Below are 12,107 nucleotides of genomic sequence, written 5' to 3' on the forward strand. Positions count from 1 at the left end.
TCGGCCCGACCGCCCGTCCCGGGCACCCACCCGCAGCGGACGGGTGCCCTTCTCGTCGGACCTCGCGCGGCAGACCTCCCGCCGCTCCCGTCAGCCCCAAGTGGCCGAATAGTAGCGCTGGTACGCCTTGCGGTCCTGCTCCGCGCGGATGAAGCGCGTACCCACCAGCGCGATCAGACTGCCCCCGATCACCAGCAGGCCCGGCCCGACGTTGCGGGTGTCCGTGAGCCGGGCCACCAGGCTGGTGTCGTCCCCGGTCACCGGCGCCGTCGACCCCGGCGAGGCCGCGCTCGGCGCGATGGCGCTGTGGTTGGCCGACGCGGACGGCGCGGGCGTGGCGCCCTGGCCCCCGGTCGCGGCCTGCTTCGTCACGATCAGCTGCACGTTCAGCGCCGCCATCGCCCGCGTCACCGGCTGGAAGAACGTCACCCCGCCCGTGGTGCAGTCACCGCTGCCGCCCGACGTCACGCCCAGCGCGATGCCGTTGGAGAACAACGGGCCGCCGCTGTCGCCCGGTTCGGCGCACACGTTGGTCTGGATGAGCCCGGTGACCGTGCCCTCCGGGTAGTTGACGGTCGCGTTCAGCGCGGTCACCGTGCCGTCGTGCAGACCGCTGGTGGAGCCGCTGCGGAACACCTTCTCGCCGACCGTCGGATCGGCAGCCCCCGTGATCCGCACGCCCTGGCCGTTGCCGATCGCGACCACGTCCGGGTTGTCACCGGCCTTCCCGTTCGCGTACTGGATCAGCGAGAAGTCGTTGCCCGGGAACTGCGTGTCGATCGTGGTGCCCACCTGCTGGTCGTTGCCCTGGCCCTCGTCGAACCAGATGGTGTTGGCCGGACCGCAGTGACCGGCGGTGAGGATGAAGTCGGTCGTCCCGTTGGTGACGTTGAACCCCGCCGAACAGCGGCCGCCCGTCGACAGGATGGGCTGCGCCCCGTTGAGCCGGGTGGTGAACTTGCCCTCGGAGCGCTGCATCTGCACGAAACTGCCGATGCCGGCGGCGACCCGGCTCAGGTCCGACCAGTCCGAGGCGGAGACCGTGCTGTCGGCCTCCACCATCACCCGGTTCGTCTTGTAGTCCACCGCCCACGCGGTACCGGCCACCCGCGGCGCGGCCTTCAGCGTGGCGGCGGCCGCCTTCAGCTCGTTCATGCTGTGCGACACCATCTTGGGCTCCGCACCCGCCTGCTTCACCGCCGCGGCGGCCTCGGCGTCGGTGACCGCGACCACCGGCTTGCCGTCGGCGCCGATCCAGCTGCCCGCCGTGCGCGCGGTGCCGAGCTTGGCCACCAGCGCGGCACCGGCGTCGCCGGCCTCGGTCGCGGAGCCGGTGCTGAACGGGACGGCGGACGTGCCGGGAGTCTCGCTCGCCATGGCCGTGGTGACCATCGCGCCTCCCAGAAGGAGTCCGCCGACCGCCGCCAGCTGTGTCCCCCGCCGGACGACCCGTCGTCGTGCGTGCCTCATCCATGGCTCCCGAAACCCCGAACGCGCGGTGCCTGCACCGCGGGGCCCTCCGGTCGTCGAGCGCCCTGCTCTCCATACGCGGGCCGCCCCCGGGGCGTTCACGGCGTTGGTGATCTTTACGATCCCGTGGCAGTGCGGCACGGCCGTACGCCTCGTTCCCGGGCCCGCCGCGGCCGCCTATCTTGAGCCCATGACCAGCATCCCGCAGGAGAATCCGGGCGAACCGAACCCGCTGCGCGCCCTCACCCTCGACCGGCTGCGATGTCGTACCAGCATGAAATGGCGCACCTATCCCGAGGACGTGCTCCCGGTGTGGGTGGCCGAGATGGACGTGCCGCTCGCCCCGGCGGTCGTCCACGCGGTCACGGCCGCGATGGAACTCGGCGACACCGGCTACCCGGCGGGTACCGCCTACGCCGAGGCGCTCGCCGCGTTCGCCGCGAAACGCTGGGGCTGGGACGGACTCGACGTGGCCCGCACCGCGATCGTCCCCGACGTGATGCTCGGCGTCGTCGAGATGCTGAAACTGGTCACCGGGCCCGGCGACCCGGTGGTCGTCAACTCGCCCGTGTACCCGCCGTTCTACGAGTTCGTCGGGCACCTGGACCGGCGGGTCGTGGAGGCCCCGCTCGGCGCCGGCGGACGCATCGACCTCGACGTCCTGGAGTCCGCCTTCCGCGGGCTCGGCGGCGGGCGGGCCGGCTATCTGCTGTGCAGCCCCCACAACCCGACCGGCACCGTCCACACCGCCGACGAGCTCACCGCCGTCACCGCCCTCGCCGAGCGCTACGGCGTCCGCGTCGTCGCCGACGAGATCCACGCCCCGCTCACCGCCCCGGGCGTCGGCTTCGTCCCCTACCTGAGCGTGCCGGGCGCCGAGCGCGGGCTGTCCCTGATGTCGGCGTCCAAGGCCTGGAACCTCGCCGGCCTCAAGGCCGCCCTCGCCCTCGCCGGACCCGGGGCCGCCGCCGACCTCGCCCGGCTGCCGGAGGAGGTCAGCCACGGCCCGAGCCATGTCGGCGTGATCGCCCACACGGCCGCGCTGACCGACGGCACCGCCTGGCTGGACGCCCTGCTCGCGGGCCTCGACGAGAACCGCCGCCTGCTCGCCGGCCTGCTCGACCGCCACCTGCCCGGCATCCGGTACCGGCCCGCCGAGGCCACCTACCTCGCCTGGCTGGACTGCCGCGCCCTCGGCCTCGGCGACGACCCGGCCGAGGTCTTCCTGGACCGCGGCCGGGTCGCCGTCAACTCCGGCATCCCCTTCGGCACCGGCGGCGCCGGGCACGTCCGGTTCAACCTCGCGACCTCGCCCGAGGTGATCACGGAGGCGGTACGCCGGATGGCGGCGGCGCTCGCGTGAGGCGTGAGCGCGCGGCTGACATCATGGCCGTATGCGTGTGCTGATACCGCTGCCCGACCGGGACTTCGACGTGACCGAGGTGGCCGTGCCCTGGCGGGAGCTGACCCGGGCCGGCCATCAGGTCGTGTTCGCCACCGAGCGCGCCGGCACCCGGCCCGCCGCCGACCCCCGGCTGCTCACCGGCGTCCTGTTCGGGCAGCTCGGTGCCGCGGACGAACCCAGGCGGTTCTACGAACAGCTCACCTCGGCACCGGAGTTCACCGCCACGGTCGGCTGGTCCGGCCTCGACGTCACCGGCTTCGACGGGCTGCTGCTGCCCGGCGGGCACGCGCCCGGCATGCGGCAGTACCTCGGCTCGGCCGAACTGCGCGACCAGGTACGGAAGTTCTGGGCACTGGGCCGTCCGGTCGGCGCGATCTGCCACGGCGTGCTCGTCCTCGCCCGCACCCGGGACCCGGCCACCGGGCACAGCGTCCTGCACGGCCGCCGCACCACCTGCCTGCCCAAGTACATGGAGCGCACCGCCTACTTGACCACCGCCTGGCGCCTCGGCCGCTACTACCGCACCTACCCGGCCTACGTCGAGGACGAGGTGCGCGGCGCCCTCGCCGGCCCCGCCGCCCAGTTCGAGCGCGGTCCCCGCGAACTCACCCGGCGCGGCACCGCGACCGACGACAGCCATGCCTTCGTCGTCGAGGACGGCACGTATCTGTCGGCCCGGTGGCCCGGTGACGCCTATCTGTTCGCGCGGAGGTATCTAGACCTGCTCGGCCGGCGGGCGGACGCCTGAGCGTCCCGCCGGTCGCACGGTTCCCCGTGCCCCTCCGGGGCGCGGGTCCGCTTAGACTCCGGGCATGGACGACATCACCGGTACGGCCCTCGACCGGCTCGCCGCCGGGAAGTACCTCCTGGTCACCAGCTACCGCAAGGACGGCACCCCCGTGCCCACCCCGGTGTGGGTGGTACGGGACGGCGACACGCTCGGCGTCTGGACGGTCGCCGACTCCTTCAAGGTCAAGCGCATCCGCCGCCGCGCCGACGTCACGGTCGGTCCCTGCGACCTGCGCGGCAACCCGACCGGCGACCCCGTACCGGCCACCGCCGAGATCACCGACGCGGCCACCACCGCCCGCTACCGCGGCCTCATCGCCCGCAAGTACGGCATCTCCGGCCGTCTCGTCCTCCTCGGCAGCAGGCTGCGCCGGGGCGCCGCCGGCACGCTCGGCATCCGGGTGACCCTGGCGCCCTGAGGAGGCCGGGACCTCCTCAGGGCGCGCGGGCACTACGAGGCGTCCAGCACCGTTCCGGTGAGCGTCAGGCCGCCGGGCAGCGGCTTGCCGTCGTCGTCCGCCTGCTGGAAGGTCACCGACTCGGCCGGTTCCGCGACCTGGTCCCGTACGGTGGGCACGGTCACGTCGAGGTGGGTCTGCCCGGCGGGCACGTCGAGCCACAGGTACAGGCCGTCCACCTGGGACAGGGGCCGTTCCGGGGCCGGGTCGGCGCCGGAGGCGTCGGCCAGCCAGCGGGGGTCGACGTCCTTGGTGGACAGCTCCGTGCCGCCGCTGCCGACCGGCACCGGCACGAACAGCGCGCCGATGTCCGTGTCCGCGGCCGCCGAGAGCGAGATCCGCCACTTCAGGTCCGAGCCCTCGGTCACCCGGTCCGCGAGCGGAGTCACGCTGACGGTGGGTGCCGGGTCGTCGTCGTGCACGGTCAGCCCGCCCAGGTAGGAGCCGACCACGGCCCCGTGGACGGCCTTGACCAGCACGTCGTACGGCACGTCGGCGCCGTAGCGGGTGTTGCCCCGCACCTCGACCGGCACGTCGATGCCGTGGCCGCCCGGCCGCACGGTGACCAGGCGGTCCTTCGCGGTGCCGGTCGCCGGGTCGACGACGTACACCCGCACCCGGCCGGTGCCGTGCCCCGACACCCGCACCGGGACGTGGTAGGTGCGCACGCCCGAGTCGCCCTCGTCGACCGTGAGCCGGCCGACGTCGACGCGCGGCAGTCCGGCCGCCCGGACCGCCGGGGTGCCCGGCCGCCAGCCCCAGGCGTCCATCAGCCAGGCCCGCCCGGATCCCGAACGCGGTGTCAGATCGAGTGAGGCGACGGACCGCAGGTCGAGGCCGGCCCGGCGGGCGGCGGCCAGCGGCACGCGCAGTTCACGCGCCCAGTACGACGCGGTGCGGTCGCTGCCGGGCAGTCCGTCGGCCCGGACCCGGCCCAGGGCGGCCCGCCGGCCGTGGCTGTCGGTGACGGACACGTCGAGGGCGGTGCCCCGGGAGTTCGGCGGCACGAAGACCCGCAGCGTGAGTGCCTCGGCACCGGAGAGCGAGACCGGCCGCGCCACCCGGATGCGGGTCGGGGTTCCGGCGGACGTCCAGTGCAGCGCGATCGCGTGCCGGCCGGCCTCCCGAGCCGTCTCCCACTGCGCGAAGTGCGGTGAGACGCCTGCGGTGCCCCCGCCGAGACAGGCCACCGCCGGGTCGGGATCGACCGCGGAGCACAGCCGGCCGCCGGTCACCGTCACCTTGCCGTCCGGCAGGAACCCGGCACCGCGGTTCGCGCCGACCGCGTGGGCGAGCACCCGCGCCGGGTCCGCCGACGGCGCCCGCCGTCCCGAACCGTCCAGCAGCGGACGGACCTTGTCGTCCCCCGCGACGAACAGGCGGGCCGCCGCCGCGATGTACGCCGAGCCCGCCCGGTGCTGCTGGTCGGCCGTCAGCCGGGTCGCGGCGTGCGGGGAGCAGACCGGGTCCGGGTGGTCCGGGTCGTCGAAGAAGTCGTCCTCCGCGGGGGCCTGCGCCTGCCCCGGCGTCCACTCCGTGTTGAAGAAGTTGTGGTCGGCGCCGATCACGTACACCGCGCTGTGCAGGGCCCTGCCGCTGCTGACCGCGCGGGTGCCGTCGACGTACACCTCGCCCTGGAGGTCGGAGACGTCGCCGTCGCAGCCCGGCAGGATCGTGAGCGACGGCACGTCCGGGACCGGGTTCTGGCCGAAGACGGTCGGGCCGATCAGCACGGTCCCGCTGATGTGCCAGCGCACCTTGCCGCGGTAGCCGTCCTGGCCGGCCGGCGGCGGGTACAGGCTGTCCAGCGCCGCCCGGTTCACGCCCTCGCCGCCCCGCGAGTGGCCGATCAGCAGCACGCGGGAGAGGTCCGCGCGGGGTGCCTCGCGGATGATCGGGGGCGCGTGACGCGGGTCGCGCGCCCAGTCGGCCCAGTGCGCGAGGTGCAGCCGGATCAGGGACGAGCGGGCCTGCGCGCCGCCGTCCTCGGCCTGCCAGTCCTGGCCGTTGATCCCGTTCGCCGAGATCGACACCGTCACATAGCCCTGGGAGGCCAGCAGTTGCTGGTCACGCAGGTAACCGCGGTGGCTCGGGACGGGGAGCGTGCCGGCCGGGCACGGCCAGGCGCCGGAGGCGTCGTCGGAGCCGCCGTGCGGGGCGTAGCAGGTGGCGTGGCGGCCGTGCAGGAACAGCGCGAGCGGGCGGGCCCCGGAGATCCCGGTGGGCGCGACCACCACGGCCTGCATCTCGACCGGGACGGAGAACCCGGGCAGGCGGACCGACTTGAGCCGGTACGAGCCCGTCTTCGTGCGGTACGGGCCGGGCCTGCCCGGGTCCACCGCATTGGCGGGCAGCGGGGCCGGGGGCCGGACCGCCGCCGAGGGCGCGGTCGCTGCCGCGCCCGGCCGGGTGTCCAACCGACGTCCGCCGGACCAGACCTGAAGGTCCGTCAGCGCCCCCGTCCGCGACCCGTCCAGGCCGAGCCGGAAGGTGTGCCCGTCCCGCTCCGGCTTCGGCACCCCCAACAGCCGCCCGGCCGCGCGGAACTCGACCCGCGCGTCCCCCATCGGCACCCGTCTGCCGGACCGCCACACCAGCTGGGGTGCCTGCCGTCCCTGGTCGAGGTGCCAGCCCGGTGGCAGCCGCCCGTCGGACGCGGTGGCGGCCGGGGCCTGCCGAGCGTGTGCGGTGGTGCCGGACACTCCTCCCACGAGCGCGAGCACCGCCGCCGCGGTGACCCATATGCGCCGGGTACGGACCAAGGTTCCTCCTCCTCGGAAGGCGAGCACGGGCCGCCCCGGCCGTTCCGGGGGGGCCCCTCGCCTTCCGGAGGACGGGGAGTCGAGCCTGTGGGTTGCCTGTGGGGCGCGAGTGAAGGGTCAACTGTCCGAGAAGCGGCGCCTGTCGAACTCGGAGGGGGAGGAGGAGGGGCGCGTCCGGTGGTGCCCTCGCGACCGCCGCGGTCCCGCCGGGCTACTCGACGCCGGGCGGTACGACCGTGGCCTGGTGGTAGTACATCCGCCAGCCGCTCCGCTCGTCGCGCCGGCGCCAGAGCGAGCTGTGCCGGGAACGGCGGTCACCGAGACGGGCCTCGAAGGTCACCAGCACCAGCCCGGGGGCGAGGACGACCCCGCTCATGCCGGACGGCTCGTACCGGGGACCGTCGGCCGACGCGCCCGGCTTGTCCGGCAGTTCGGCGAGCAGCTGCTCGTACGCGTACCTGCGGCCGGACGCGCCCACCTCCACGAACTCCGGGTCCAGCAGCCCGGCCGCCGCCTCCCGGGAGGCGCGCACCTCGGGATCCATGAGCCGCAGCTCGCCCGCGATCGCAGCCGCCACCTGCGCAGTCTCATCGCTCATGGCCACATCCTCGCCCGCGGCCCCGGCCACCGGGCAACCGGGTTTCCGACCGTCAGCTCCAGGCGCGGTACGGCTCGTCCAGCAGCTGGAAGACCGGCTCGCCGCGCACCGGGTCCTTGGCCGTGGAGAGCCTGACCCGGTCACCGCTGTGGATACCGATCGGCGGGCCCATGACCCGGCCCCGGACCACGAACCCCTCGGCCATCTCGATCAGGGACACGTTGCGCGCGGCCGGCGTGTTGCGGTGCACCACCGTCGAGTGGCGGACCGTGCCCGTGCCCTCGCTGCGCTCCGTCCGCAGCTCGCTGCCCTGGCACACCGGACACAGCAGCCGGTGGTACGTCGCGGTGCCGCACCAGGTGCAGCGCTGGTAGACGATGGCGTCCTTGGCGCGGTCCGCGGGCGCCGGGTCGAGAACGCCCGTCGCGAATCCGACCGCCGACTGCGCGGCGCTCGTCGAGTGGTGGTACACGCTGGTCAACTCCCTGCGCTCGCCCGGAATCCCGCGTGTCCGGACCCGGCCGGGCACGCCAGTGCCCGGTTGGCCGTGCCACCGTGCACGTCGACAGAGTATGGCACTCAGTGCCAGTCGTAAAGGCACTGCGTACCCCAATCATGAGGTCTTCCGGAACTCAGGCGCGACCGAACGCGGTCTCGATCTCCTGGACCACCCGCCACAGCGGGGCGTCCCGCCGCGAGACCAGGACGACCACGTCGTCCGGGTGTTCCGCCGGGCCGCCGAACAGCGCGGCCGGCGCCGCGCCCGGAGCGGGGCCGGCGGCCGCGGTGCCGAACGCGGACTGCACGTACCCGAGGGCGTGGTCGACCGTCTCGTCCGCGTCGCCCCGCCCGTCCGAACGCAGCCAGGAGCGGAGCGCGTTGTTGTGCGCGGCGACCACGGCCGCCGCGACGACGTCCGCCCGCAGGGTCCCGTCGGGGCGGCCGGCGTACCGGCCGCGCAGGTAGTCGGCGAGCGCGCGCTCGTAGCGCCACACCACCGACAACTCGTACGCGCGCAGCCCCGGGACCTGTTTGGTGAGCCGGTAGCGCTGCACGGAGAACGTGGGGTTCTCCGCGTACATCCGCAGCACCAGCCGCGCCGCGTCGCACACCCGCCGCACCGGCTCGCACTCCGGGTCGCCCGCCGCCAGGAAGGCGGTCATGTCGGCCAGGCACCCCTCGTGGTCGGGGAAGACCACGTCCTCCTTGGACGGGAAGTAACGGAAGAACGACCGGCGGCCGACCCCCGCGAGGGCAACGATGTCGTCGACGGTCGTCTGCTCGTACCCGCGCTCCAGGAAGAGCCGGAAGGCCGCCGCGACCAGGGCGTCCCGCATGGGCGTCTTGGCGGGCGGTGCCGCGCTGCTGGAGCTCATGGACGCGAACGTAGCATTCCGTCGCCCCACATGGCACTCAGTGCACCTGGAAGGGGGACTGAGTGCTCTGCCGGCCGTCCCGGGCCTCCTCGTGCTCCGGGGCTGAACCGGTGGGGCGGTCCTCCCGTATGTGTTCTCGGGGAGCGCGGACTCCCGTGCGCACGGGACGTGGAAGGAGAGCAGTGTGTCGACACCGCCCGACCCTGAACAGCCGCACCGGGGACCGGTCCTGGAGCCGGTCCGGGTCCTGCGCCCCCGCAGGCTGGACACCCTCGCGGAGCTGATGCGCGAGTTCCACGCGGAGGCCGAGGCCGCCGAGAAGGCGCGGGAGGCGAAGGAGGCGAAGGAGGGGAAAGACGCGGGGAGCCGGGACCCCGAGGACTTCGAGGCCTTCGACCCCGCCGTCGGTTCCGGCACCGGGTCCTTCGGCTTCGATACCGGGTCCTTCGGTTCCGGTATCGGGTCCTTCGGCTCCGGTACGGAGGACGAGACCCAGGAACTGCCGCCCGTCACCGACGGCCCGCGCACCGCGACCGGCGGTCGCGGCCACGGGCACGGTCAGGGGCTCGGCGCCGACCCGTCCCGTTCCTTCGGCTTCGGGCCGGGACTGCGCCGGGCCGCCGTCGTGGTGGCCGTCGGCGCGGCCGCCCTGGTCGGCTTCGGCTGCGCCCTGCTGCTGCCCGGCCGGCAGAGCACCGCAGAGGCCGCACAGCCGTCCCCGTCCGCCACCACGGCACCGGCCTCCACCCCGCCGGCCTCGGACACCTCCACCGATCCCGACGGCGCCGGCACCCTCCGCCAGGGCGACACCGGCCCGGAGGTCGTCGAGCTGGAGCAGCGACTGCTGCGCATCCCGGACGTCTACCGCGACGGCTCCACCGGCGGCACCTACGACGCCGCCCTGACCGCCGCCGTGGAACGCTTCCAGGTCTGGTACGGCATCAGCGGCGACGAACGGGGCGTCTACGGCGACGACACCCGCCGCGCCCTGGAGTCCCGCACCAGCCTCACCGACAGCTGACCGACGGCGTCGAACGGCGGGCGATGGATCAGGAGAACGCCGGGAACCTGCGGCGGACGGGCGTCACGACGGGCAGCCCCCGGCGGCCGGACGTCCAGCACGCGCACGTCGTCCCGCCGTTCGAGCCGGCGCTCGTCCCGCAGCGTGCGGTTCCCGGACCCGGCCCGGTGCAGCGACGTCTCGTACGTCTCGTACGCGGGGTCGTGGGAGCAGCCCGTGGCCGCCGGTTCCCGCGGCCGGTCCGGCTCGGCGCGCTGCCCGGACACGGCCCCGGCCGGGGCGGCCGACTCGGCGGCGGCTCCGGTGTCCGCGGCACGCAGGTACTCGCCCGTCCCGGGGCGGGCACGGCGAAGGAAGGCGCATCCGATCACACGCGTACCCGAGCCGTGACGGGCATGGGCATCCGTGGCCGGATACGGTCAGCGGCCGGTGCTGTGCCCGACGAGCGCCTCGGTGACCACGCGGACGCTGCGGGCGATGTGCTGCAGCTGCATGACCTCCGCCGCGTACAGCTTGATGGTGTGCTCGATGACCGACTCCGGCAGGCCCAGCAGGGGCAGTTCGGCGCGCGCCGTCTGCAGCGCCGTGCGCGCCACCCGGACCTCGTGCTGGACCTGGATCTGCGCGTGCCGGGCGAGCAGCACGGGGTGCCGGATCAGCGCCGGGTAGCTGGCGTAGCGGGCCGGAACCAGCTCGCGCAGCCACTTGGCGGCGGAGCGCTCCCAGTCGTAACTCCCCGGTGCCTTGACCTGGCAGGGCCAGTCGGGGCTGATGCGCGCGGTCGTCGTCAGAGTCATGGTCATCGCTTCCGGGTGTGCGGCGTTATGAGGGTGCTCGACGAGGGTCTGGGCGGCTCCGGCCTAGGGGATGGCCGGAGCCGCCGCGGGCGAATCGCACAGGCGATGCCCGTTCGAACATCCCCGGCGCCGACGCGGGTAGGAGACGGCGGCTGGGGATGTCCGTGCGAGGCCCCGGGCGTCGGCCGCCGGCACTGCGGTTGGTGCTGCGTGCGCATGGGCGGTCCGTCGGCTTTCTCGGGGCGGGTGCGAGCGGTGCGTCCTCGGGTGCGGAACGTGCCCGGAGTGGGCCGGGGTGATCCCTTGAGCAGTATTTATATATGCCGTCCGGTTTGCAAGACGTATGAAAACATTCATGCGCGAAATGAGGTGAATACTCCCCCTACGCGATCGTGCGGGGACGTCTGTTCCGGGGTCGGTCCGGGGTCAGTCCTTGAGGAAGAACTGGTGCTCCTCGGCGACCTGCTCGTACTCCTCCAGCCGCGCCTGGGTGCGCCCGGGATCGGCGTCGGTCATGGCCTGGAGCAGGGCGGCGGCCATCAGACCGGGCGCCGCGTAGGTGTCGAAGACCAGGCGGGAGCCGATGCCGGTGCTGAAGGTCACGTCGGCCTCGTCGGCCAGCGCGCCGAGCGCCTGGTCGGTCACCAGCGCGACCCGCAGCCCCGCCGTGCGCGCCACTCTGATCGCGGTCAGCGTCTCCTGTGCGTGCCGCGGCATGCCGAACGCCAGCACCCAGGTGCCGCCCGCCTCGCGTGACTGCAGCAGCGCGTCGTAGGCCACGCTGCCGCCCCGGGTCACCAGCCGTACGTCGGGGTGGATACGGCGGGCGGCGTAGGCGAAGTACTCGGCCAGCGAGACGGAGATGCGCAGGCCGAGCACGGTCAGCGGGGACGACTGGGACAGCTCGCGGCCGATCCAGATCACCCGGTCCGGGTCGGCGAAGTCCCGGCGCAGGTTCTCCAGGTTCTCGATCTCGGCGTCCACGGCGGCCTGCAGCTCGTTGCTGCGCTGCTCGGTGGCGGCCCCGGTACCGCCCGCCAGGGTGCGCAGCGCGATCGACTGGAGCCGCTCACGCAGCGCGGGGTAGCCGCTGAAGCCGACCGCGCCCGCGAACCGGGTCACCGACGGCTGGCTGACCCCGACCCGCTCGGCCAGGTCGGTGATCGACAGGAAGGCCGCCTCGGTGATGTGGTCGATCAGGTACTGGGCGATGCGGCGCTGGCCGGGGGAGAGCCGGGGACCGTCGAAGAGTTCGCGGAGCTGGGAGGTGGGCGCGGCCTCGGCCTCCGGCACGGTTTTGCCCGAGGTGATCGCGGATGCCTGTGCTCGTGCCTGCTGCGGCGATGGCACCGAAGCGCCTCCTTTGTCTCCCACGAGGACTCAACATAGCTCACGGACCGTGGTGACCAGGGGTTGTGCGGTACGCCGGAC

General features: G+C 74.0%; 12 protein-coding genes. 4 read left to right on the forward strand and 8 right to left on the reverse strand.

The genetic code is table 11. The features are described from left to right. Positions 1-90 precede the first annotated feature (90 nt). Positions 91-1,470 (reverse strand): alpha-lytic protease prodomain-containing protein, encoded by a 1,380-nt coding sequence (locus ACFZB3_RS05835; protein WP_391370294.1) that lies wholly within the window; start codon positions 1,468-1,470, stop codon positions 91-93. A gap of 190 nt (positions 1,471-1,660) precedes the next feature. Between ACFZB3_RS05835 and ACFZB3_RS05840 the strand changes: the two genes are divergently transcribed. From ACFZB3_RS05840 to ACFZB3_RS05850, 3 genes are all read left to right on the forward strand, one after another. After that, positions 1,661-2,833 (forward strand): aminotransferase class I/II-fold pyridoxal phosphate-dependent enzyme, encoded by a 1,173-nt coding sequence (locus tag ACFZB3_RS05840; protein ID WP_391370296.1) that lies wholly within the window; start codon positions 1,661-1,663, stop codon positions 2,831-2,833. A 31-nt stretch (positions 2,834-2,864) separates the two neighbouring features. After that, positions 2,865-3,623, forward strand: coding sequence for a type 1 glutamine amidotransferase domain-containing protein (locus tag ACFZB3_RS05845; RefSeq protein ID WP_391370299.1), 759 nt, complete (start codon positions 2,865-2,867; stop codon positions 3,621-3,623). Positions 3,624-3,687: 64 nt separating this feature from the next. Then, the gene (locus ACFZB3_RS05850; protein ID WP_391370302.1) at positions 3,688-4,083 is read left to right on the forward strand and encodes a PPOX class F420-dependent oxidoreductase; all 396 of its coding nucleotides are present in this window, start codon (positions 3,688-3,690) and stop codon (positions 4,081-4,083) included. Positions 4,084-4,115: 32 nt separating this feature from the next. Here the strand turns inward: ACFZB3_RS05850 and ACFZB3_RS05855 are convergent, their stop codons facing one another. The 4 genes from ACFZB3_RS05855 to ACFZB3_RS05870 form a co-directional block, all read right to left on the reverse strand. Next, entirely contained in the window at positions 4,116-6,884 is a 2,769-nt protein-coding gene (locus ACFZB3_RS05855; protein WP_391370305.1) for a hypothetical protein, read from the reverse strand. 211 nt (positions 6,885-7,095) lie between these two features. Beyond that, positions 7,096-7,482 (reverse strand): DUF4440 domain-containing protein, encoded by a 387-nt coding sequence (locus ACFZB3_RS05860; protein ID WP_391370308.1) that lies wholly within the window; start codon positions 7,480-7,482, stop codon positions 7,096-7,098. A gap of 52 nt (positions 7,483-7,534) precedes the next feature. Next, positions 7,535-7,954 (reverse strand): zinc ribbon domain-containing protein, encoded by a 420-nt coding sequence (locus tag ACFZB3_RS05865; protein WP_391370311.1) that lies wholly within the window; start codon positions 7,952-7,954, stop codon positions 7,535-7,537. Positions 7,955-8,114: 160 nt separating this feature from the next. Further along, a complete protein-coding gene (locus ACFZB3_RS05870; RefSeq protein WP_391370314.1) occupies positions 8,115-8,858 on the reverse strand; it encodes a TetR family transcriptional regulator in 744 nt (247 codons plus the stop codon). A gap of 184 nt (positions 8,859-9,042) precedes the next feature. Between ACFZB3_RS05870 and ACFZB3_RS05875 the strand changes: the two genes are divergently transcribed. Next, positions 9,043-9,879, forward strand: coding sequence for a peptidoglycan-binding protein (locus ACFZB3_RS05875; protein ID WP_391370316.1), 837 nt, complete (start codon positions 9,043-9,045; stop codon positions 9,877-9,879). Here the strand turns inward: ACFZB3_RS05875 and ACFZB3_RS05880 are convergent. From ACFZB3_RS05880 to ACFZB3_RS05890, 3 genes are all read right to left on the reverse strand, one after another. Further along, the gene (locus ACFZB3_RS05880; protein ID WP_391370319.1) at positions 9,822-10,250 is read right to left on the reverse strand and encodes a hypothetical protein; all 429 of its coding nucleotides are present in this window, start codon (positions 10,248-10,250) and stop codon (positions 9,822-9,824) included. The genes ACFZB3_RS05875 and ACFZB3_RS05880 overlap by 58 nt on opposite strands. A gap of 48 nt (positions 10,251-10,298) precedes the next feature. Next, positions 10,299-10,682, reverse strand: coding sequence for a hypothetical protein (locus tag ACFZB3_RS05885; RefSeq protein WP_362600302.1), 384 nt, complete (start codon positions 10,680-10,682; stop codon positions 10,299-10,301). Between the two features lie 420 nt (positions 10,683-11,102). Then, positions 11,103-12,026, reverse strand: a complete 924-nt coding sequence (locus ACFZB3_RS05890; protein WP_391370323.1) for an SIS domain-containing protein — start codon at positions 12,024-12,026, stop codon at positions 11,103-11,105. Positions 12,027-12,107: the final 81 nt, after the last annotated feature.

Source organism: Streptomyces sp. NPDC008092 (genome assembly GCF_042957285.1).
Classification (GTDB): Bacteria; Actinomycetota; Actinomycetes; order Streptomycetales; family Streptomycetaceae; genus Streptomyces.

Bases quoted from the DNA above. Each gene is read 5' to 3' on its own strand.
- ACFZB3_RS05850 (WP_391370302.1), top strand. From the start codon at position 3,688: ATGGACGACATCACCGGTACGGCCCTCGACCGGCTCGCCGCCGGGAAG.
- ACFZB3_RS05870 (WP_391370314.1), bottom strand. From the start codon at position 8,858: ATGAGCTCCAGCAGCGCGGCACCGCCCGCCAAGACGCCCATGCGGGAC.
- ACFZB3_RS05840 (WP_391370296.1), top strand. From the start codon at position 1,661: ATGACCAGCATCCCGCAGGAGAATCCGGGCGAACCGAACCCGCTGCGC.
- ACFZB3_RS05835 (WP_391370294.1), bottom strand. From the start codon at position 1,470: ATGAGGCACGCACGACGACGGGTCGTCCGGCGGGGGACACAGCTGGCG.
- ACFZB3_RS05845 (WP_391370299.1), top strand. From the start codon at position 2,865: ATGCGTGTGCTGATACCGCTGCCCGACCGGGACTTCGACGTGACCGAG.
- ACFZB3_RS05885 (WP_362600302.1), bottom strand. From the start codon at position 10,682: ATGACCATGACTCTGACGACGACCGCGCGCATCAGCCCCGACTGGCCC.
- ACFZB3_RS05860 (WP_391370308.1), bottom strand. From the start codon at position 7,482: ATGAGCGATGAGACTGCGCAGGTGGCGGCTGCGATCGCGGGCGAGCTG.